20 protein-coding genes and 2 pseudogenes are annotated in these 19,360 nt (G+C 73.0%); 5 read left to right on the top strand and 17 right to left on the bottom strand.

Translation table 11 applies throughout. From position 1 onward, the window contains the following. The 4 genes and pseudogenes from ABZ193_RS34510 to ABZ193_RS34495 form a co-directional block, all read right to left on the bottom strand. Positions 1 to 1,676, bottom strand: a pseudogene (locus ABZ193_RS34510) (CHAT domain-containing protein); the annotation flags it as partial. Positions 1,677 to 1,679: 3 nt separating this feature from the next. Next, positions 1,680 to 1,820, bottom strand: a complete 141-nt coding sequence (locus tag ABZ193_RS34505; protein WP_020415985.1) for a hypothetical protein — start codon at positions 1,818 to 1,820, stop codon at positions 1,680 to 1,682. After that, complete coding sequence (locus ABZ193_RS34500; RefSeq protein WP_354712829.1) at positions 1,820 to 2,458, bottom strand: DUF6338 family protein; 639 nt, start codon at positions 2,456 to 2,458, stop codon at positions 1,820 to 1,822. Before ABZ193_RS34500 ends, ABZ193_RS34505 begins: the two co-directional genes overlap by 1 nt. A gap of 93 nt (positions 2,459 to 2,551) precedes the next feature. Continuing rightward, a complete protein-coding gene (locus ABZ193_RS34495; RefSeq protein ID WP_354712828.1) occupies positions 2,552 to 3,157 on the bottom strand; it encodes a TetR/AcrR family transcriptional regulator in 606 nt (201 codons plus the stop codon). 106 nt (positions 3,158 to 3,263) lie between these two features. Here ABZ193_RS34495 and ABZ193_RS34490 point away from each other — a divergent pair, with 106 nt between their 5' ends. Next, a complete protein-coding gene (locus ABZ193_RS34490) occupies positions 3,264 to 4,472 on the top strand; it encodes an NAD(P)/FAD-dependent oxidoreductase (protein ID WP_354712827.1) in 1,209 nt (402 codons plus the stop codon). Between the two features lie 2 nt (positions 4,473 to 4,474). Here ABZ193_RS34490 and ABZ193_RS34485 read toward each other — a convergent pair whose 3' ends face one another. From ABZ193_RS34485 to ABZ193_RS34435, 11 genes are all read right to left on the bottom strand, one after another. Then, the gene (locus ABZ193_RS34485) at positions 4,475 to 4,609 is read right to left on the bottom strand and encodes a hypothetical protein (protein ID WP_354712826.1); all 135 of its coding nucleotides are present in this window, start codon (positions 4,607 to 4,609) and stop codon (positions 4,475 to 4,477) included. A 293-nt stretch (positions 4,610 to 4,902) separates the two neighbouring features. After that, the gene (locus ABZ193_RS34480) at positions 4,903 to 5,775 is read right to left on the bottom strand and encodes an alpha/beta hydrolase (RefSeq protein WP_354712825.1); all 873 of its coding nucleotides are present in this window, start codon (positions 5,773 to 5,775) and stop codon (positions 4,903 to 4,905) included. Between the two features lies 1 nt (position 5,776). After that, positions 5,777 to 6,460, bottom strand: coding sequence for an isochorismatase family protein (locus ABZ193_RS34475; RefSeq protein ID WP_354712824.1), 684 nt, complete (start codon positions 6,458 to 6,460; stop codon positions 5,777 to 5,779). Next, a complete protein-coding gene (locus ABZ193_RS34470) occupies positions 6,447 to 7,112 on the bottom strand; it encodes an SRPBCC family protein (protein ID WP_354712823.1) in 666 nt (221 codons plus the stop codon). The genes ABZ193_RS34475 and ABZ193_RS34470 overlap by 14 nt, the downstream gene beginning before the upstream one ends. Next, positions 7,109 to 7,606 carry a (2Fe-2S)-binding protein gene (locus tag ABZ193_RS34465; protein WP_020415993.1) on the bottom strand — a complete coding sequence of 166 codons (498 nt, stop codon included), beginning with the start codon at positions 7,604 to 7,606 and terminating at the stop codon, positions 7,109 to 7,111. Before ABZ193_RS34465 ends, ABZ193_RS34470 begins: the two co-directional genes overlap by 4 nt. Beyond that, positions 7,603 to 10,005 (bottom strand): xanthine dehydrogenase family protein molybdopterin-binding subunit, encoded by a 2,403-nt coding sequence (locus ABZ193_RS34460; protein WP_354712822.1) that lies wholly within the window; start codon positions 10,003 to 10,005, stop codon positions 7,603 to 7,605. The genes ABZ193_RS34465 and ABZ193_RS34460 overlap by 4 nt, the downstream gene beginning before the upstream one ends. Further along, positions 10,002 to 10,865 (bottom strand): FAD binding domain-containing protein, encoded by an 864-nt coding sequence (locus ABZ193_RS34455; RefSeq protein WP_354712821.1) that lies wholly within the window; start codon positions 10,863 to 10,865, stop codon positions 10,002 to 10,004. The genes ABZ193_RS34460 and ABZ193_RS34455 overlap by 4 nt, the downstream gene beginning before the upstream one ends. 19 nt (positions 10,866 to 10,884) lie before the next feature. Beyond that, positions 10,885 to 12,279 (bottom strand): MFS transporter, encoded by a 1,395-nt coding sequence (locus ABZ193_RS34450; protein ID WP_020415996.1) that lies wholly within the window; start codon positions 12,277 to 12,279, stop codon positions 10,885 to 10,887. A 37-nt stretch (positions 12,280 to 12,316) separates the two neighbouring features. Continuing rightward, positions 12,317 to 13,588, bottom strand: coding sequence for an FAD-dependent oxidoreductase (locus ABZ193_RS34445; protein ID WP_354712820.1), 1,272 nt, complete (start codon positions 13,586 to 13,588; stop codon positions 12,317 to 12,319). Further along, positions 13,585 to 14,358 carry an Asp/Glu racemase gene (locus tag ABZ193_RS34440; protein ID WP_354712819.1) on the bottom strand — a complete coding sequence of 258 codons (774 nt, stop codon included), beginning with the start codon at positions 14,356 to 14,358 and terminating at the stop codon, positions 13,585 to 13,587. Before ABZ193_RS34440 ends, ABZ193_RS34445 begins: the two co-directional genes overlap by 4 nt. Next, positions 14,355 to 15,401, bottom strand: coding sequence for a leucyl aminopeptidase (locus tag ABZ193_RS34435; RefSeq protein WP_020415999.1), 1,047 nt, complete (start codon positions 15,399 to 15,401; stop codon positions 14,355 to 14,357). Before ABZ193_RS34435 ends, ABZ193_RS34440 begins: the two co-directional genes overlap by 4 nt. A 149-nt stretch (positions 15,402 to 15,550) precedes the next feature. Between ABZ193_RS34435 and ABZ193_RS34430 the strand changes: the two genes are divergently transcribed. After that, positions 15,551 to 16,054: a MarR family winged helix-turn-helix transcriptional regulator gene (locus tag ABZ193_RS34430; RefSeq protein ID WP_237335313.1), complete on the top strand. Its 504-nt coding sequence runs from the start codon at positions 15,551 to 15,553 to the stop codon at positions 16,052 to 16,054. A 62-nt stretch (positions 16,055 to 16,116) separates the two neighbouring features. After that, a complete protein-coding gene (locus ABZ193_RS34425; protein WP_354712818.1) occupies positions 16,117 to 16,749 on the top strand; it encodes a LysE family translocator in 633 nt (210 codons plus the stop codon). Positions 16,750 to 16,752: 3 nt separating this feature from the next. Here the strand turns inward: ABZ193_RS34425 and ABZ193_RS34420 are convergent, their stop codons facing one another. Then, entirely contained in the window at positions 16,753 to 17,187 is a 435-nt protein-coding gene (locus tag ABZ193_RS34420) for a nuclear transport factor 2 family protein (protein WP_354712817.1), read from the bottom strand. A 123-nt stretch (positions 17,188 to 17,310) separates the two neighbouring features. On the opposite strand from ABZ193_RS34420, the gene ABZ193_RS34415 reads away from it, so the two are divergent. Together ABZ193_RS34415 and ABZ193_RS34410 are read left to right on the top strand one after the other, a co-directional pair. Then, the gene (locus ABZ193_RS34415; RefSeq protein ID WP_354712816.1) at positions 17,311 to 17,973 is read left to right on the top strand and encodes an FAD-dependent oxidoreductase; all 663 of its coding nucleotides are present in this window, start codon (positions 17,311 to 17,313) and stop codon (positions 17,971 to 17,973) included. After that, positions 17,856 to 18,443: pseudogene (locus ABZ193_RS34410) on the top strand (FAD-dependent oxidoreductase); the annotation flags it as partial. The gene ABZ193_RS34415 and the pseudogene ABZ193_RS34410, both read left to right, overlap by 118 nt. Here ABZ193_RS34410 and ABZ193_RS34405 read toward each other — a convergent pair. Continuing rightward, entirely contained in the window at positions 18,390 to 19,358 is a 969-nt protein-coding gene (locus ABZ193_RS34405) for an EamA family transporter (RefSeq protein WP_354712815.1), read from the bottom strand. The pseudogene ABZ193_RS34410 and the gene ABZ193_RS34405 sit on opposite strands and share 54 nt — an antisense overlap. Positions 19,359 to 19,360 lie beyond the last annotated feature (2 nt).

The following is a 19,360-nucleotide window of genomic DNA, read 5'->3' as shown; positions in this document are numbered from 1 at the left end:
GCCGCGGCCACCGACGCACGACGGGCGGCGATCGCGTCGCGCAAGGCGTTCTGGTCGCCGAACCGGGCGTAGGCGGTGCCCAGGACGCCGCCCAGGTTCGCCAGGCGCAGCGCCCGGTCGGGATCGTCCACAGCGGTGGCGTCGACGGCGGCGCGGTGGACGCGGATCGCCTCGTCGAGGGCTTCGGCCCGGCCGGTCCGCTCGAACCAGTCGGACAGCATGGTGGCGAGGTTGCCGAGGTGGTTGGCGTGCCCCGTGACGCGCCCGGCGCCGAGGCGGACCGATTCCCGCGCGGTGTCGATCGCCTCGGTCAGCACGCCCAGCTCGCCGGTGACGCGGAAGCGGTGGTGCAGGGTCGCGGCGAGGTTGGCGAGGACCACCGGGTGGTCGGGGTGCCCGGCGGTGGTGGCGGCGGTTTCGCGGGCCACGTCGATCGCCTCGGTCAGCGGTGCGAGCTCGCCGGTGGCGACGAACAACGCGTTCAGGGTGACGACAAGGTTGCCCAGGTACTGGGGCCGCCGCGGGTCCCCCGTCCGCGCGCAGCGGACCGCTTCCCGTTGCAGCGCCGCGGATTCGGTGAGCGCCTCCAGGTCGCCGAACGCCTCGCCGCGCTGGGCCAGCGCCGCGGCGAGGTGGTCCAGCCGCTCGGCCCGGTGCGGGTGCCCGGCCGGGGTGGCGGCGATCGCGGCGCGGCCGTGCCGGATGGCGCGTTCCAGCAGTTCCGGGTCGCAGGTCCGGCCGAACTCGGCGGCGAGCTTCCCGCACGTCTCCGCCTCCACCCCGGCGCGCTCGGCCAGGCTTCCGCTCGCCGGTTCGGCGGGTTCGCCGGTGAGCGCGGTCCATTCGCGTTGCGTGAACAGCAGGTTCGTGGAGAACCGCGAGTACCTCGGGTCGCCGGGCGGGGTGAGCGCGAGCAGGGTCGTGCGGGCTTCGAGCAGCTCGGCCAGGTCGTCCCGGGCGCCCGTGAGTCGGTGGCGGTCGTCGAGGAGCTGGCAGTGGAACGCCAGCCGGTCCAGCTGCTCGGCCGAGCCGGGCGGGCTGAGCTCGACGCCGCGCCGCGCCGCGTCGAGGGCTTCGGGCAGGACCGCGGGATCGCCCGTGTGCGTGAACCAGCGGCGGAGCAGGACCGCGAGGAAGTGCAGGCTGCGGCCGGCGAGGTCGTCGTCGGGCGAGTTGCGCACCGCGTCCCGGGCCTGCTCGATGCCTTCCCGCAGCGCGGCCTCGTCGCCGGTGGCGGTGAAGACCGTCAGCAGCGCGACCACGAGGTTGTCCTGGTAGTCGGCCTTGTCCTCGGGCGTCGCGCCGTCGACGGCGCGACGGCTCCACCACACTGCCTGGTCCAGCGTGTCCAGGTTCTGGTTGTGCTGGAACGCCGTGTGCATCACGATGCCGAGGTTGTTGGCGTAGGAGGCTTCCTCGGCCCCGCGCTCCGCCGACAGCAGGACCGCTTCCAACAGCCCGGTGACGGCTTCCTGCAGGTAGGTCAGGTCGCCGGTCTGGTGGAACCGGGTTTGCAGCAGGCCGCCCATGTTGGACAGGTAGGTGGTGCGCTCGTCGCCGTGCTCGGTCGCGAGCGCCTTGCGGCCGCACTCGATCGCGGTCTGGACCGAGGCCGGGTCCGGGCTGTGCCGCGCCACCCGGTAGGCGTCCCAGAACCGCTTCCCCCAGTCGGTCACGGGTCAGTCCTCGGCGGCCTGCGAGGTGCCCGCGGATCCGGCGGGCGGCTCGTCGGGTTCGGTGACCTCGCGCTTGGGCGTGTAGCCGCGCGGCACGCTCGTGCGCAGGATCTCCAGCTCTTCGGGCGTGAGTTCGTGCTCCATCACTGCTCCTTCCCCTGGTCCGGTTCGACGAACTCCAGCACGTCGAAGTCCTCCGCCCGCAGGCGCAGGCCCGCCGTCCCCTGGACACGTGCGCCGAAGGTGCCGTCCGGGCCCATCACGCGCGCGGATTCGAGGTACAGCTCGGGCGGGTGCGGGTAGGAGGAGGCGTACGAGCGGTGGCCGTACCAGCCGCCCGCCCAGTTGCCGTCCTTGAGGCGGACGCGGATGAAGCACGGTTCGCGGTCTTGGAAGGCGTGGTCCCACGCGGTGGGGGTGCGCAGGTAGCGCGAGCCACGACGGCGGCGTTCCACCAGCGACACGGCGGCGGCCGCAAGGGCCGGGACGACGAGGAACAGCAACACGGCCACCGCCCCGACGAGGCGGGGCTGCTGGGTGAAGCCGGTCCAGTCGCCGGGCCCGGTGCCCTTGGCGAGGCGGACGAGCGCCGGCCCGGCGGCGATGGCGTAGGCGGCGTCGAGGGCGATGGAGGCGACGATCGCGCGCAGCACCCGCTCGCCGAGGTCGCGCTCCCCCGGCACCGGCCCGCGCCGCCGTTCGCGCACGAACTGGTAGGTGATGCCGGGCAGCACGAGGAGGACGAGCAGCGCGAGCTGCACGACCGTCGACGGTGCCTGCATCGCCTCATCCCCTCGCTCGCGCGGGCATGATCACGCTAGCGGCAACGCCGCCCTGCGCGGCGCGGAACCGTCCGGTTTCCCCCGAACGTCGGCTCAGCCCAGCAGGTACCGCACGGCGAAGTCGCCGAGGTCCAGCCCGTCCCGCCCGCCGGGGAACTCCGGCCCGTAGGCCGTCCGCACCACCATCGTCGAGAACAACAGGGTGAACACCAGCCGGACCGCCGCGGGCGGGTCCGGGTGCGTCACGGGTGCGCGCAGCACGACCTCGGCGAACCGCTCCCCGACCTCCCGGCTGTAGCGGGCGCCGCGGCGGTGGATCTCGGTGTCGGCGCCGGAGATGAGCACCACCGACCGCAGGAACTTCGCGTGCCGGGTGAAGATCCCGTCGAGCTCGCCGACCGCGTCCCGGACGAGCCGTTCGGGGGTCAGCCCGTCCCAGCGCCCGGCGTCGGCGAACACCTCCTGGTCGGCCCGGATCCGGGCGATGCCGTGCTCGTAGACGGCCAGGAACAGCGCGTCCTTGTCGTCGACCCGGTCGTAGAGCGCGCGCGGCGCCACGCCCGCCCGCTCGCAGACCGCGGCGATGGTGAAGGCCTCGTAGCCGCCCTCTTCCAGCAGGGCGACACCCGCGTCGAGCACGCGGTTCCACGCCTCCCGGGTGCGCTTCTGCCGCGGCGGGCGGATCACCGGACTGCCCACTGTTCTCCTCTCCCGAGCTTGACAGAAGCGTAGCGCGCACTTCATTCTTCCGACAGAACGTAGCGATCGCTACGGTTTGACCTTCGACTCGACGAGGAGCCGGACCATGACCACCCACCGCGTCGCCGTGATCGGCGCCGGCCCGGCCGGGATGGCGACCGCGCTGTCCGTGCGCCAGGCCGGCCACGACGTCGTCCTGCTGGAGCGCTACCCGCGGGCCCGGCCGGCGGGCAACATCCTCAACCTGTGGCCACCGCCCATCAAGGCGCTGGGCCTGCTCGGCGTCGACGTGACCGACCTGGGCGCGCCGTGTCATTCGGAGTTCCGCACCGCCGCCGGCCGCACCCGCGCGTCGATCGACCTGCCCGCCGAGGTGGTGCGCGACTACGGCGGCGGGTTCATCGGGCTGCTCCGGCCCGCGCTGTACGAGCGCTTGCTGGCGGCGCTCCCGTCCGGCGTCCTGCGGGTAAACTGTCCTGTTCGGACGGTCGAGCAGGACGAGAACGGGATCTCACTGACGCTGGCCGATGGTGAGGTGTTGGAGGCCGACGTGGTGGTCGGCGCGGACGGGATCGACTCGCTGGTCCGGCGCACCCTGTGGGGTGAGTCGCCGAAGCGGGAGCACCACCTGCACATCTTCGGCGGCTACACCTTCGACGCAACCGCTGAGCGCGGGCTGTGCGTGGTGTCCCACGACCGCACCGTGCAAGGCAGCTGGACCTCGATCCGGCACCAGGGCCGCGACGGGTTCCAGTGGTGGGTGCTCACCGCGCACGACGCGGCGGCCGAGTTCACCGGGGACCCGCATGCCACGGCCACCGCACTGGCGGCCGGGTTCGCCGATCCGCTGCCGCGCCTGATCGCCGCCACGCCACCGGAGAACCTGCAGCGCTGGGTCCTGCGCGATCGCAAGCCGCTGAAGCAGTGGTCACGCGGCCGCGCCACCCTCGTCGGCGACGCGGCGCACCCGACTTCGCCCTACGCCGCCTACGGCGCGGGAATGGCCATTGAGGACGGTTACTTCCTCGGCCGCAGGCTGGCCGGGATCGACCTGTCGGACTTCGCCGCGGTGCGCCGCGCGCTGGAGGCGTTCGAGGCGCCGCGCAAACCGCACACGGCGCGGCAGTCGCAGCAGGCGTGGCTGCTGGGCAAGGTGTTCCACCACGCGCCGCGCCCGCTGCGTGCCCTGCGCGACCTCGTCCTCGACCACACGCCGCTGCTGCAGAAGGTCGTCGGCGAGTCCTCCCCCGGCGAGATCCTCGAACAGCTCGACGAGATCGGCCGCGCGGAGCGGGCGCTGGGGCGGGCGGGGTAGCCCTACGCCAGGCGGGTCCCGGTGAAGGCCGCGAGCTCGGCCAGGAGCTCGTCCTGGAACCGCTCGTCCCCGGCGGCGGCGTGCGGCTCGCGCGGCTGCTGGTGGTACCAGTAGCCGCCGCGGACACGCCGGGCCACAGCCGGGCGACCGCGAACGCCAGCGCCGTCACGAACAACTTGCCGTCCGAATAGGACGCTGTCGCGCGCCGGCCCGCCCAGTTCACGGGCAGGATGCGCGCGCCGGTGTAGACGCCGGCGTTGTGGATCCCGGGCCCCCGCGACGCTCGCCTGGTAACCGACGGTCAGCGGAACCCGGGCAGTCCGGCCAGGGACGCGGGTTCGGCCTACGCTGCAGACGACCAGCGAGCCGGCGCCGGGCACCTCGATGACCTCGTCGACGGTGGCATCGCCGCGGGGTGGAGCGACCGGGCTCAGAGTTTCCGCAGCGCGTCGCGCAGGGTGGGGAGTGCCGTTTCGGGCTCGTCCCAGAACACCATGTGCCCGGCGCCGGGCACGGGCACCAGTTCGGCGGCCGGGTTGGCGCGGGCGGCTTCGGCGGCGCCGTCGGCGGTGACGACCGGGCTGTCGCCGCCGTAGAGGAGCACCGCCGGGGCCGGCACGTGCGGCCAGTCGGCGAAGAAGTCCTCGGACTCGAAGCTGGCGTGGGTGGCAGCGATCGCGGCGCGGGAGCACGACGACAGCCACCGCGCGCGCAGCTCCTGCTCGCGGCGCGGCCACCGGGGCCAGGACCGCGCCACCTCGTCGGCATCGGTGCCGCGGCGGGCCTGGTCGAGCTGCCCGAGGAAGGCCTCCAGCGTGGTGGGGTACGCGCCGCGCCCGGGGCCGCTCATCGGCGGGTCGACCAGGATCGCGCCGCGCAGCTCGTGGCGGCCGGTGACGGCGGCCCGCGCCGCGATCCGCGCCCCCATCGAATGCCCGAGCAGGATGGGCCGTCGCAGGCCGAGGCCGGAGACGACCGCGTCGACGTCCGCCGCGTAACTGTCCAGGTCGTAGCCCGCCGGCTCGGTGTCCGCGCTGTCGGACAGTCCCCGGCCGCGGACGTCGAGCACGAGCGGGCGCACGAGATCGGTGAGCTCCCGCGCCACGAAGTCCATCGTGATCGCCGGGCTGGTGATGCCGGGCAGCACGAGGACCGGGACACCGTCGTCCGGTCCGTAGTCGAGCACGTGCAACCGCACCGCACCCGACCGGACCCAGCGGCTGGTCGCGGGAATGTCGGCGAGGTCGGCCAGCGCGGGCTGGGTCAGCGTGCGGGCGGCCGGGGACTCGGACGGGAACACCATGTCAGGAAACCTTTCTGCCGGCTCGATCGGGCGCGCCCAGGTAGGCCACGGCGTCGTCCAGGCCGATCACGTCGGCGTATTTCGCGTGCAGGTCGAACAGCGCGGCGTCGTGCGGCCCGCGCGCCCGGTCGCCGCACGCTTCGCGCACGACGAGCGTGTTGAAGCCGGACTGCACGGCGTCCACGGCGGTCGCCCGCACACATCCGGAGGTGGTCGCGCCGCAGACGAGCACGGTGTCCGCGCCGAGGCCGGTCAGCAGTGCGGCCAGCCCGGTTCCGTGGAACGCCGACGCGCCCTTCTTCAGCACGAGATGATCACTCGCGCGGCAGTCCAGCCGGGGGTCGAGCGCGACGGCGTCGCTTCCTTCGCGGAGGCTGCGCATGCCCGGCGCTTTCCGGAGCCAGGCCACACCGTCGCCGTCGGCCTCGGCGGCGGTGTAGCTGATCGCGGTATAGACCACCGGGATGTCACGGCGCCGGGCCGCGCTCACGAGGGCGGCGGCCGCGGTCACTTCGGCGGTGAGGTCGGCCCCGGACGGGAAACCGGGTTCGGTGAAGCCGCGGGTCAGGTCGACCACGACCAGGGCCGGGCACTGTCCACGAGGGACAGTGGCGCCGAACCCGGCACGGTCGTAGACGGCGTCGGTCTCCGCGCCGTGCAGTCCGCGATGGTCATCGACGGGCACGCTGCAACTCCTTGATCAGTTTGTCCTGGGTGCGGATCCGGCCCAGCAGCCAGCCCTGGAACAGTCCCAGCGCCGCCGCGGCCGCGATCGGGGCGTACCGCTTGACGCCCGGGGGAAGCAGCATCGCCAGCCCGTCGAGGGACTCGCCGCCGTCGGCCGGGGCCGGCGTGCGCGCCGCAGGGGCGGCGGCCGGGCGGGGCTCCTCCCCCGGGCCGCTCAGCTGGCCGGCGAGGTTGCGGGCGAACTGGTCGAGCAACCGGGCCGAGACGGCGCTGATCGCGCTCTTGCCGAACTGGGCGAGCTTGCCGCGGATCGACAGGTCGGTGCGGAGGTCGATGGTGGCGCCGCCGGGGCCCTCGCGGACGGTCAGCGTCACGTCGGCTTCGGCGTCGCCGTTGCCGTGCGTGTCCGCTCCCCGCGCCGACAGTCGCAGCCGCCGCCCGGCGGTGTCGACCTCGGTGAAGCGCACCCGGCCGGAGTAGGCGGCGGTGATGGGGCCGACCTTGACCTTGACCCGGCCCAGGTACGCGCCGTCCTCCTGGCCGTCGAGGGTCGCGCCCGGCAGGCAGCCCGCCACCCGCTCGACGTCGTTGATCAGGGCGAACACCGCGTCGGGGTCGGCCGGGACGGACAGCTGGTTTTCCAGGATCACGATGTCGCTTCCTTCTCGGTGTCACGGCGGCGGGCCGCCGTCGCCGTGACGGCGTCCACAATGGTCTGGTAGCCGGTGCAGCGGCACAGGTTCGCCGAAACCGCTTCGCGGATCTCGTCGCGGTCCGCGTCGGGTCGCTGGGCGAGGAAACCCTCGGCGAGCATCAGGAACCCCGGTGTGCAGAAGCCGCATTGCAGACCGTGGTGCTCGCGGAAGGCCTGTTGCAGGTCGGAGAGTTCGCCGTCCCGGCTGAGCGATTCGACGGTGCGGATGTCGGCGTCTTCGGCCTGCACGGCGAAGACGAGGCACGCGCGAACCGGTTCGCCGTCCACGAGGACGGTGCAGGCTCCGCAGACGCCGTGCTCGCAGCCTGCGTGCGCGCCGGTGAGACCGAAGTCGTGGCGCAGCACGTCCAGCAGCGTTTTGCGCGGCTCGACGACGGCTTCGTGCTCGCTGCCGTTGACGGTCAGGACGATCAGGTGGCGGTCGGTCATGCGGGCCTGCTCCGTTCCGGGTCGCCTGCCGCGTCGAGCGCGGCGAGCACGGTCTGCGGGTGCACCGGGGTGGTGTCGAGTTCGACCCCGGTGTGGCGCAGCGCGTCGTTGATCGCGTTCAGCACCGCGGCCGGCGCGCCGATGGTGCCGCCCTCCCCGGCGCCCTTGGCGCCGTTTTCGGTGAACGCGCAGGGCGTTTCCAGGTGGGAGACGGTGATGTCGGGGATCTCGGTGGCGGTCGGCACGAGGTAGTCGATGAAGCTGGCGGCCGACGGTTCGCCGTTGTCGGCGTAGGTGACCTCCTCGAACAGCGCGCCGGCGATGCCCTGGGCGATCCCGCCGCGGCACTGCCCGTCGACGACCTGCGGGTGGATCACCACGCCGCAGTCCTCCACGCACGCATACCGCAGGATCGTGATGCCGCCGGTGCCCGGATCGGCTTCCACGACCACGGCGTGGGTGGCGTTGGAGAAGGTGCCGTCGCCGGGCACGTCGAAGCTCGCGGTGGCCGTGAGCGTCGGCTCGACGTCCTTGGGCAGCAGGTGGCTGCGCAGGTAGGCGATGTCGGCGATCTCCTCGAACGACGCGCGGCGGCCGGGATCGTCGATCTGCACGACACCACCCGCGCCGTCGAGGCGGACGTTGTCCGGCTGGGTGTCGAGCAGGTGCGCCGCGATCCGGCACAGCAGCTCACCCAGCCGCGTGGCCGCCAGCGCCACGGCCGAGCCGCCGATGGTCACCGACCGCGAGGCGAAGGTCCCCCACCCGTAGGCGATGCGCTCGGTGTCGCCCTGGCGCAGCTTCACCTGGTCGATGTGCAGCCCCAGCCGGTCGGCGACGATCTGCGCGAGCGTCGTCTCGTGGGACTGCCCGTGGTTCATGGTGCCGCTGGTGACGACGACCGAGCCGGTGGTGTCCATCCGGATCTCCGAGATGTCGAACCCGGGCACCACGGCCATCTTGCGCTTGGCGAAGGCGCCGGACCCGTACCCGGTGCGCTCGGAGAAGCAGCAGAACCCGATGCCGATGTGCCTGCCCTCGGCGGCGGCCTTGTCCCGGAACTCGTACCACCCCTCGTCACGCAGGGCGGCTTCGGCCAGGTCCAGCGATTCCCGGTAGGTGCCGGGGTCGTAGGTGACGGCGTTGACACCGGTGTAGGGGAACTGGGTGATCAGGTTGCGGCGCCGGATCTCCAGCGGGTCGAGGCCGAGTTCGCGGGCGGCGCGCTCCATGACCCGTTCCATCGCCATCACGTACTGCGGCCTGCTGACGCCGCGGTAGGGCGCGGTGGGCGCCTTGTTGCTGGTGATGGCGCGGGCCCGGACCCGGTAGGCGGGCACCTGGTACACGCTGGGCATCTCCGCCGAGGCCATCAGCGGTTCGATCCCGGCGGTGAACGGGTAGCAGGAGTAGGCGCCCATGTCGCACACGATGTCGACGTCCAGCGCGGTGATGCGCCCCTGTGCGTCGAACGCGGCCCGGGTGCGGTAGCGCTGTTCCCTGGCCAGGAATCCGGCCGTCAGCGCCTCGCGCCGGTCTTCGATCCACTTCACCGGCCGGTTCAGCCGCCGGGCCGCGGCCGCGACCGCGATCTCCTCGCGGCCGACCACGCACTTCTGGCCGAACCCGCCGCCCATGTCCGGAACCGTGACGCGCACGGTCCGCTCGGGCACGCGCAACGAGCGGGCGAGCGCGGTGCGCACCTGATGCGGGACCTGGGTGCACATCTGCACGAGCAGCTGGTCGTCGTGGTCGTCCCAGGACGCGAGCACCCCGCGCGTTTCGAGCGGGAGTGCGTTCTGCCGTCCGCTGCGGGTGACGACCTCGACCACGCACCCGGCGTCCGCGAAAGCCTCGTCCACCCCCGGGGTGTCGAACATGGACACGTCCAGCAGCACGTTGCCGGGCGCTTCCTCGTGGACCAGGGGCGCATCCTGAGCGAGCGCGGTGTCCTCGGAGACGATCGCGCCGAGGGGCTCGTAGTCCACCACGGCCAGTTCGGCGCCGTCCTCGGCGACGTAGGGGTCGCGGGCGACGACCAGCGCGACCGGTTCGCCGACGAACCGCACCTTCTCCCTGGCCAGGATCGGCATCGCGGTCGGCGCGAACTCCTCGGGCGGGCGGTCCAGCAGCGCGACGATGTCGCCGAGGTCGAGGTCGGCCGCCGTGTAGGCGGCGACGACCCCGTCGACCGCCAGGGTGGCCGACAGGTCGATCCCGGTGATCCGGCCGTGCGCGATCGTCGAGCGGACGAAGCACGCGTGCAGGGTGCCGGGCAGCTGGATGTCGTCGACGAAGCGTCCCCGGCCGGTGAGCAGGCGCGGGTCTTCCCGCCGGGGCACCGACGCGCCCACCCAGCGTCCGCCTCGCCCGTCGAACTCCGGAGCTGCGTCGCTCATCGCGTCACTCCTTCCTGCCAGGCCTGGTGCAGCGCACCGGCGACGAGGGTCCGGGTGAGCCGGCGGCGGTAGGCGCTGCTGCCGGCGGCGTCGTCGGGCGGGTCGACCGCGGCGGCCGCGGCGTCGGCGCACGCGGCGAACAGGTCCGGCCCGGGGTCGCCCGCGGCGAGGACGGCCTCGGCCTCCGGGACCCGGACGGGCGCGGGCGCCACCCCGCCGACCACCACCCGGCTGCCGTCGCCGTCCAGGCTGACCGCCACGTCGACGATGGCGAAGTCGCCGTGGCGGCGGGCGAACTCGGTCAATGCCGCCCGCGGCGCAGGCCGCGTGAACCGCACCGCCGTCACGACTTCGTCCGGTTCGACGGCGGTGGTGTAGAACCCGTGGAACATCTCCGCGGCCGGGATTTCCCGCCGCCCGCCCGGCCCCTCCGCGACGATCACGGCGTCGAGCAGGAGCGCGAGCAGGCACCACTCGGCGGTGGCGTCGCCGTGCACGATGCTGCCCGCCACCGTGCCGCGGGAGCGGATCGGCAGGTGCCCCACCCACCGCATGGCGCGGGAGAGCACGTCGAAGCCCGGCCCCAGCTTCGCCACCTCGACCGTCCGGTGCGTGACCAGCGCGCCGATCTCCAGCTGCGCACCCTCGCGCCGCAGGCCGGTCAGCGCCGGGTCCCGGCGCAACGGCCCCAGGTCGACCAGTGCCGTCGGCCGGGCGAGCCGGAAGTTCATCATCGGGACCAGGCTCTGGCCGCCGGCGATCAGCTTCGGCTCCTCCCCGGCCGCGGCGAGCTCGCCGAGCAGGCCGATGGCGTCGGGGACGTCGTGGGCCCGGTGGTAGGCGAACGCGGCGGGCTTCACAGTCTGGACCTCTCCTCGCTCACGGCACCTGCGTGGTTTTCGCGGGCGCCACGGGGTTCACCGGCTCCGCGATCCGGTCGAGCTCGCGACCGCGGGTCTCCGGCGCCCCCAGCATCATGAACACGACCGCGGCCACCACGAGACCGCCCAGCACGGTGAACGTCAGCGGCAGGCCGAGCACCGGCCACAGGAGGCTGCCGAACACCAGCGGCGCGAACCCGGTGACGGCCCGGCTCGACGACGACGCCCAGCCGAACCCGGAGGCACGCAGCTCGGTCGGGTACAGCTCGGACACGTAGGCGTACATCACCGGGATGACCACCAGCGCCAGCATGCCGAACGCGCCGATCGCGATCACCGCGCCGGTCGGCGAGCCCAGCAGCAGGGAGAACACCACGAGCGACAGCGCCGCGAGTGGCCCGGCGACGGCGACGATCCGCTTCCGGCCGACCTTCTCCACGAGCAGCACGGCCACCGCGACGCCGACGATGCCCAGCGCGTTCATCAGCGCGGTGGAGGCGAAGGCCGCGATCTCGCCGAACCCCTGGGCGCGCAGGATCGAGGGCATCCAGCTCAGGGCGGCGTAGTAGACCAGCATGACGCTGATGAACAACGACCAGGCGACCGCGGTGATCCGGGGGTTGAACGCCCACACCCGGCGCAGCTGGTCGAAGGCGGCGGCGAGCGCTCCGCCGCGCTTGTCCTCCACCACGGCCGGCGGGATCGAGTACGGCTCGGCGGGCGCGCCGGTGCGGCGGACGAGGTCGTCGATGACCGCGCGCGCCTCCGCTTCCCGGCCCTTGCGCACCAGGTAGAGCGGGGATTCCGGGACTCCGCGCCGGACCCAGAACAGCAACAGCGCGGGCAGGATCATCAGCACCAGCATCCAGCGCCAGTTCCCGGACACCGGGACCAACAGTGTCGCCGTGACGGCGGCCAGTGTGGTGCCCACGGGCCACCAGCCGTCCATCGCCGAGAGCACCCGGCCGCGGTGCCGCCGCGGGGAGAACTCGCTGACGATCGCGTAGTCCACCGGGATGCACCCGCCGAGCCCCACCCCGGCCAGGAACCGCAGGGCCAGGAAGACCTCCACGTTCGGCGACAGCGCCCCGAGCACGGAGAACAGGGCGAACACCAGCAGCGTGATGCTGAACGCGCGTTTGCGGCCGATGCGGTCGGCCACGGTCCCCCACACGACGGCCCCCACCGCCATGCCGATCAGGTTGGCGGTCGCCACCAGCCCCTTCTGCCCCGGCGACAACCCGAACTCGGCCCCGACCAGTGGGGTGAGGAACCCGTTCAACGCGACGTCCCACGCGTCGAACATGTAGCCCAGCCCACCGATGAGGAAGATCTTGCCCTGCACGCTCCAGCGCCAGGGCAGGTCCTGGACGATCTGATCTCCGGTACGCATGAATCGCTCCGTTGCCGTTGTCGGCCAGTCGCCCGCCTCAGCGCGCGAACTGGTAGTGGATGGACTCGGTGTCCGGATCGGTGAGCGGGCTGCCGTTCCAGAGCCAGTCGTAGGACACGTCGGACTCGCCGTCGAACCGGCGCAGCTTCTCGTCGCGCTCGCGCTGCTCGGGGCCGTCGGGGAGGTGGTAGAAGCTCATGTTCTGCAGGGAGGCGTCCTGGACCATCCCCGCGTGCTTGGCGCGCCGGTCGACGTAGCGGATCAGGGCGCCGTCGATCCCGTCGCGGGTGACACGTCCCAGTTCCTCGGCGAGCACCGCGGCGTCCTCCATCGCCTGGGAGGCGCCCTGCGCCTGGTAGGGCAGCATGGCGTGGCAGGCGTCGCCGAGCAGGGCGACCCGCCCGTCCACCCACACCGGGTCACGCCGGCGCCGGTACATGGCCCACACCGAGACGTCCTCGTCCTTGGCCTTCGACAACACGGTCGGGACCCGATCGTCCCAGTCCTGGTACTCGGCCGCGAGCTCGGCGGCGGTCGCCGGACCGCTCCACTCCCGTTCGATCGTCTCACTGCATGGCACGATCGCGACCACGTTGAGGTACTGGCCGCCGCGGATCATGTAGTGCACGAGGTGCTTGTCCGGGCCGTACCAGATGGTCGAGTGGTAGCGGTCGACGAGGAACCGGGTGGCCGGGTCCTGGGCGACCAGGTCCCCAGGGATCAGCGCGCGGTAGGCCATCTCGCCGGAGAACACCAGGGTGTCGTCGAACCCGGCGAGGTCGCGCACGGCGGAACGGATGCCGTCGGCGCCGATCACCACGTCGCCGGTGAAGCGGCGGCCGTCGGCGGTGATCACGGCCGGGCGTTCCGGCTGGGCGTGGTCCAGCTCGACGACCCGCGCACCGGTCGCGACCTGCACCACCGGGCCGTGGCCGTCCGGGTCCACGCACGCGTCCAGCAGCACGCCGTGCAGGTCGGCGCGGTGGTAGTGCCAGTACGGGGCGCCGTAGGTGTCGGTGACCCGCTGTCCCAGCGGCAGCTGGGCGATGATGCTGCCGTCGGCCCACCGGCGGCGGACCTGGTCCTGCGGCTCGGTGCGCACCCGCTCGAGCTGGGGGCGCAGGCCCAGTCCGATGAGGATGCGGCTGGCGTTGGGGGCGGTCTGGATGCCGGCGCCGATCTCGCCGAGTTGCGGCGCCGCTTCGACCACGGTGACCCGCAGTCCTCGTTGCCGCAATGACAAGGCCGCGCACAGGCCGCCGAGGCCGCCGCCGACGACCACGACTTCGAACGACTGGCTCGCGCTCATGCCGGCCTCCTCGTCTCGTCGCCCGTGCCCGCGAGCAGCCGCCCGGCGCCGGGCACGCGCGGCTCCAGCCCGAGCTCGGTCAGGATCCGGTGCGTGGTCGCGGTGGCCGCCGACAGGACCGGGATCCCGATCTCGTCCTCGACGGGCTGGATCGACGGCAGCGACGGCATCTGCACGCACGCGGACAGCACCAGCGCGTCCACTTCGGACAGATCGAGCTTGCGGTGCTGCTCGCGCAGGTCGGCCGGGTCCAGCCGGGCCACGGCGAGGTTGTCCGGCACCTCCAGCGACAGCGCGTCCACCACCTCGACCCCGGCGTCCTCGATGTAGTCGGCCACGGCCTGCGTCAGCGGCTTCAGGTAGGGCGTGATGATCGCGATCTTGCGCGCGCCGAGCGCGGCGATGCCGGACAGCAGCGCACCCGCGCTGGACACGACCGGCGCGGCGCAGCCCTCGGCGCGCAGGACGCGGGTGATGTCGTCCTCGGCGGTGCAGTGGTACCCGGGGCCCTGCGCCATGATCGCCACCAGGCACGCGGTGGCGACCACGTCCGGGCGGGCGTCGGCGAGCTCGGCCGCCGCGCGCCCGGCCTGGGCGTTCATCGCGCGCAGCTGCTCCGGGTCGACGTGCTGCATGCGGGCGCGCGCGGAGTGGAAGACGAACCGGTCCCCCGGCTCGGTCTCCTCACGGGCGCGCAGCATCCGCGGCAGCTCGGTCTCCATGGTGAGGTTCGAGCTGGGGACGATCATCCCGATGTGGTGGTCGGTCATCGCTTCTCCGCCGGGCGCATGTCCTTGACGGTCAGCTCGCCGGCGTCGACGATCAGCTCGTCGTCGAGGTAGAGCGAGTTTCCGCGCATCGGGATGTCGAAGTGGCACGGCGTGTCGTTGGGGCCGCCGAGCTCGTTGTTGGGGCCGATGGAGAACATCACGTTGCCGTAGAAGCTGCGCAGTTCCATGCCCATGCCGCCGGGGAACTGGGTCAGGCCGTGCCAGTGGGCGCGTTCGTCCAGGCCCCAGCCCACGTGGCTCATCCCGTAGCCGCGGGGGTCGTGGAAGCTTTCGATGTAGGAGCGCAGCAGGTCGGCGTCCAAACCGGACGATCCGGCGCCGCCGCGGATGTCGCGGATGAAGCCCTCCTCGATGGTGATCTCCACCGGGGTCTGCACGTAGGTGTTGAACGGCAGCAGCACGTCGCCGGGCGAGAGCACGATCTTGCCGTCGACGCCGTCGTCGGCGCCGCCGGTGAACACGAACGCGGCGGGCCAGTGGTCCCAGCGGCCGGGGGTGTCGGTGTAGCCGTACTCCGACATGGTCGGGTACACGCCGAGCCGGTAGGTGACGTCGGTGCCCGCCGGGCTGGTGATCCGCATGGTGCTCGCCTTGGCCAGCAGCTCCGCGCCGATCTCCACGCGCTCGCGGAGTTCCTTGGTGGGCATGAGGCGGGCCAGCAGCTCGGGCGGCTCGACGGCGGTGAGGATGCGCGTGCCGGCCTCCTGGATCGCGAACTGTTCCTTGCTGAACAGCAGGAACGTGCAGTCGACGACCATGTCGACGTCCTTGAGCGCCTCGACCGCGCGGGGGATGTTGCCGAGCCCGGAGTCGCCCACCGCCCAGGCGCCGGACGCGCTGACCGGCGAGGGCAGTCGCATGTGGTAGGTCGCGGCGCCCAGCTGCTGGGCGGCCCACAGGAAGGCGTCGGCGTACTCGGCCCGCTCGCCGCCGCGGGTCAGCACGACCACGGTCTCGCCCTCGTGCACCCCGGAGAACGTCAGCTGGCGCAAGCAGATGTCGTTGAACAGGTTCTGGTCCATCGGTGACCACCTCCGCCTATAATCCGAACACGTATTATCCGGATACGCAAGAGTTCGCGGGCGAGAAGCAGGACTGCAACACGAGCGCAATAGTCCGGACACGTAGGATCACGGGAAGCCGCGAGCCTGAAGTCATGGGGAGGGTCTTGATGGGTGAGCCAGTGCGGGCAGGCCGACGCGGCCGGGGAGCCCCGGCCGTCACACCGGCGCCGCCCCCGGATCTCCTGGCCGCCCCCGGCTACGGCGCCCGCCGCATGTACCAGGCCTACCTGGCCGCGTGGAACCGCCACGTGGACCCGGTGCTGACCGGTCCCCAGTTCGCGGTGCTGTCCGCCGTGCGCGCCTACCCCGGGAGCGACCAGAGCTCCCTGGCCGGGGCGGTCGCGCTGGACACGTCCACGATGGCGGACCTGTGCCGCAGGCTCGAACAACGCGGCCTCATCCGGCGGGTCGAGTCGCCCCGCGACGCGCGCCGCAAGCTGCTGTCGCTCACCGAGGAGGGCTCGGCGGTGCTCACTCAGGTGAACCGCCGGGCGCGCCGCCTGGACAAGGCGCTGCTCGGCTCGGATTCGGGCGACGTCGACGTCGCGGGGCTGCTGAACACGCTGGGCGCGCGATGGGAAGCCGTGGCGGCGCTCGACGAGCTGGACTGACGACCGCTCGCCCGGGTCAATTTCGTTTGAGACCACGGTCGCGCCGCGGGCAGGATGCCGGCATGGATCTCCTCGCGGTGCTGCCCGCCTTCGCCCTGGCCGTGGTCCTGATTTCGGCCTCCCCGGGGCCGGCGATGGCCCTGATCCTGCGCCGGGCGGCGATGCGAGGGTTCCGCGGGGCGGTGCCGACCGTGCTCGGTCTGGAAGCCGGTCTGTACCTGTGGGCGTTGTTCGCCGCGGCGGGGCTCGCGGCACTGGTCGCCGCGTCGGAGGTCGCGTTCCTCGTGCTGCGGATCGTCGGCGCCGCGTTCCTGATCTACCTGGGGGTCAAGGCGTGGCGGTCGGCGTGGCGCCCGGCCGCGCCCGCTGACGAGCCGCCCACGGCGTCGGCCAAGGGCTGGGCCAAGGCCTTCGCCGAGGGCGCGCTCGTCATGCTGGCGAACCCGAAAGCGGCCGCGTTCATGATCGCGTTCTACCCGCAGTTCGTGCCCGAGGGCCGGCCGTTGTTCGCCACGACCGCGCTGCTCGCCGTGTTCCAGGTGGCCCTGGAGACCGTGCTGTACCTGGCGCTGGCGGCCGCCGTGGGCCGGGCAGGCGGGTGGTTCCGCCGGTCCGCGGTGCGCCGCAGGCTCGACGCGATCAGCGGGACCGTTCTGGTCGCCCTCGGAGTGCGGATGGCCGCGGAGAGCCGGTGACGGTCAACGGGCCCGGTCGAGTGCGCCGGTCAGGGCGACCGGGCTGATCACGAGGTGGTCGAAGCGCCAGCCCCGCTCGGTGCGGCGCGCCCGGTAGTGGTGGATCCCGGCGGCGATGGCCTCGGTCTTGTCGTCGAGGACGAACACCGCGATGTCGTGGGCCCGCACCGTGGCGGTGTCGCCGTCGACGTCGATGACGAGGTTGGACTTGCTGTGCAGGGTGCGGGCGTAGGTGTCGTGGTTCGAGCGAGCGAGGTCGACGAGCGCCTCGATGCCCTGGGCCTCTCCGCGCGCGGAGGTGACGACGACGTCCTCCGTGAACAGCCGGTCGGTTTCGTCGTAGCGGCGTTCGTCGATCCACAGGCTGTGGCGGGCGACGAGGTCCGCGAGTTCGGCGCGGTCGGCGAGTTCGCGGATCCGGGTTTCGGTGGCGATCATGGGATCTCGACTCCTGTATTTCATTAGGCCAACAAATGTTTGTGCCACTAACGATAGCACGGTTCTTGGCGCGAGGGTTGCGCCCGCGCGGTCCGTGGTAGTCCCGCTCCGAGGAGGGCGGACATGGTGGAGCGGGCCGAGGTCGTCGTGGTCGGCGCGGGGCTGGCCGGGCTCGCCGCGGCCCGGACCCTGCAGCGCGCCGGGCTGCACGTGCTCGTCTGCGAGGCCGGGGACGACATCGGCGGCCGGGTGCGCACCGACGTGATCGACGGTTTCCGCCTCGACCGCGGATTCCAGGTGCTGCTGCCCGCCTACCCGGCCGTGCGCGAGATGGTCGACGTCTCGGAGCTGCGGCTGCAGTACTTCACTCCCGGGGTGGTCGCGGACGGGCAGGCGCTCGCACCGCCGTGGCGGCACCGGAACGCGGCGCGGGACCTGCTCGCCTTCGGCGCCGGGCGGCCACGGGATGTCGCGGCGCTGCTGGCGATGTCGGCGCGGGACGTGCTCGCGCCCGCCCGTCGGCTCAAAGCGGGCGGGGATTCGACGATCTCCGAGGACCTGGCCCGCCGCGGGGTCAGCCCGCGGACGGTCGACGAGGTGCTGCGCCCGTTCCTCGCCGGCGTGTCCTGGACCGTCCACTGCGGACCTCGGCGCGGGCGTTCCACCTGGTGTGGCGGAGCTTCCTGCGTGGCGGCGGCGCCTTGCCCGCGTCCGGGATGGGCGCGCTGCCGCACCTGCTCGCCCGCGACCTGGTGCCCGGAACCGTCCGATGTGGAGTGCGAGTGACCGGGATCTCCGGCGAGGGCGTCACGACCGACCGGGGCGAGGTGCGGGCGCGGGCGGTCGTGGTGGCCGCGCCCGAGGCCCTGCTGGGCGTGCCCGAGCCGGACTGGCACGCGGTGACGACCTACTACTACCGGACGAGCGGCCGCCCGCCGCTGCGGCAGCCGACGTTGCTCACCGACAGCGGCGAACTGCTGCTCAACACGGCGGTGATCAGCGCGGTCGCGCCGGGGTACGCGCCGCCGGGGCAGACGCTGGTCGCCGCGTCGGTGCCGGAACGCTGCGACACCGGCAACGAGCTGGAGCCGCACGTGCGGACCACGCTCGCGCAGGTCTACGACACGACGACCACGGACTGGGAGCTGGTGGAGACCTACGCGATCGCGCGGGCGCTACCGGTCATGCCGGCCGGCCACCCGCTACGGCAGCCGGTCCGGCTCGCGCCGGGCCGCTACGTGTGCGGTGACCACCGGGACACCAGCTCCATCCAGGGCGCGCTGGTGTCCGGTCGCCGCGCCGCCGCGGCCGTGCTGGCGGATCTGCACTCCGGAACGCTGCCCGGCGACGATGGCCGCTAGGGCGAGCGCGAACCCGGTGAGCTGGACCGGCCCGAGCGTCTGCCCCAGCACGACGACGCCGAGCAGCGCGGCGACCATCGGCGACAGCAGGCCGAGCACCGCGACCGAGGTCACCGGCAGCCGGGTGATCCCGCGGAACCACAGCACGTACGCCAGCAGCCCGCCGACGAGCCCGAGCCACACGTAGCCGAGCACGGCGGGCAGGTCGACCGCGGGTGGCGCGCCCTCGACCAGGAACGTCACCGGCACCAGGAACAGCCCGCCCGCGGTCAGCTGCCAGGCGGCGAACGCGGTCGGACCGGCCCCGGCGGGGCGGCCCCACTTCTTGGTGAGCGTGACGCCCAGCGCCATGGTCGCCGCGCCGCCCAGCCCGGCCAGGATGCCCGTCGCGTCGAAGCCGGCGGCCGGGCCGAGCACGACCAGGCCCACGCCGACAACGCCGGTCACGCCCCACGCGAACCGCCACGCCGACGGGCTTTCCCGCAGCACCGCGACCGCGAGCACGGCCACGACCAGCGGCTGCGTGGCGCCCAGGGTGGCCGCGACGCCGCCGGGCAGCCGTTCGGCGGCGACGAACAGCAGCGGGAAGAACAGGCCGATGTTGAGCACGCCGAGCGCGGCGGCCTTCCACCACCAGGCGCCGCGCGGCAGCGTCCGGGTGACGGCGAGGGCGATCAGGCCCGCGGGCAGCGCCCGGAGCAGGCCCGCGAACATCGGGTGCGCGGGCGGCAGCAGTTCGGTGGTGACGACGTAGGTCGAGCCCCAGACCACGGGCGCGAAGGCGGCGAGTGCGGTGTCGCGGAGTTTCACGG

Source organism: Amycolatopsis sp. NPDC006125, assembly GCF_040614195.1.
In the GTDB taxonomy this organism is placed as follows: Bacteria; Actinomycetota; Actinomycetes; order Mycobacteriales; family Pseudonocardiaceae; genus Amycolatopsis_E; species Amycolatopsis_E tucumanensis.
The sequence above is the reverse complement of the archived record's forward strand: the minus strand, read 5'-3'. Positions and strand labels throughout refer to the sequence as shown.

Bases quoted from the DNA above. Each gene is read 5' to 3' on its own strand.
- ABZ193_RS34505 (WP_020415985.1), bottom strand. From the start codon at position 1,820: ATGGAGCACGAACTCACGCCCGAAGAGCTGGAGATCCTGCGCACGAGC.
- ABZ193_RS34500 (WP_354712829.1), bottom strand. From the start codon at position 2,458: ATGCAGGCACCGTCGACGGTCGTGCAGCTCGCGCTGCTCGTCCTCCTC.
- ABZ193_RS34490 (WP_354712827.1), top strand. From the start codon at position 3,264: ATGACCACCCACCGCGTCGCCGTGATCGGCGCCGGCCCGGCCGGGATG.
- ABZ193_RS34480 (WP_354712825.1), bottom strand. From the start codon at position 5,775: ATGGTGTTCCCGTCCGAGTCCCCGGCCGCCCGCACGCTGACCCAGCCC.
- ABZ193_RS34465 (WP_020415993.1), bottom strand. From the start codon at position 7,606: ATGACCGACCGCCACCTGATCGTCCTGACCGTCAACGGCAGCGAGCAC.
- ABZ193_RS34460 (WP_354712822.1), bottom strand. From the start codon at position 10,005: ATGAGCGACGCAGCTCCGGAGTTCGACGGGCGAGGCGGACGCTGGGTG.
- ABZ193_RS34450 (WP_020415996.1), bottom strand. From the start codon at position 12,279: ATGCGTACCGGAGATCAGATCGTCCAGGACCTGCCCTGGCGCTGGAGC.
- ABZ193_RS34445 (WP_354712820.1), bottom strand. From the start codon at position 13,588: ATGAGCGCGAGCCAGTCGTTCGAAGTCGTGGTCGTCGGCGGCGGCCTC.
- ABZ193_RS34440 (WP_354712819.1), bottom strand. From the start codon at position 14,358: ATGACCGACCACCACATCGGGATGATCGTCCCCAGCTCGAACCTCACC.
- ABZ193_RS34435 (WP_020415999.1), bottom strand. From the start codon at position 15,401: ATGGACCAGAACCTGTTCAACGACATCTGCTTGCGCCAGCTGACGTTC.
- ABZ193_RS34430 (WP_237335313.1), top strand. From the start codon at position 15,551: ATGGGTGAGCCAGTGCGGGCAGGCCGACGCGGCCGGGGAGCCCCGGCC.
- ABZ193_RS34425 (WP_354712818.1), top strand. From the start codon at position 16,117: ATGGATCTCCTCGCGGTGCTGCCCGCCTTCGCCCTGGCCGTGGTCCTG.
- ABZ193_RS34420 (WP_354712817.1), bottom strand. From the start codon at position 17,187: ATGATCGCCACCGAAACCCGGATCCGCGAACTCGCCGACCGCGCCGAA.
- ABZ193_RS34415 (WP_354712816.1), top strand. From the start codon at position 17,311: ATGGTGGAGCGGGCCGAGGTCGTCGTGGTCGGCGCGGGGCTGGCCGGG.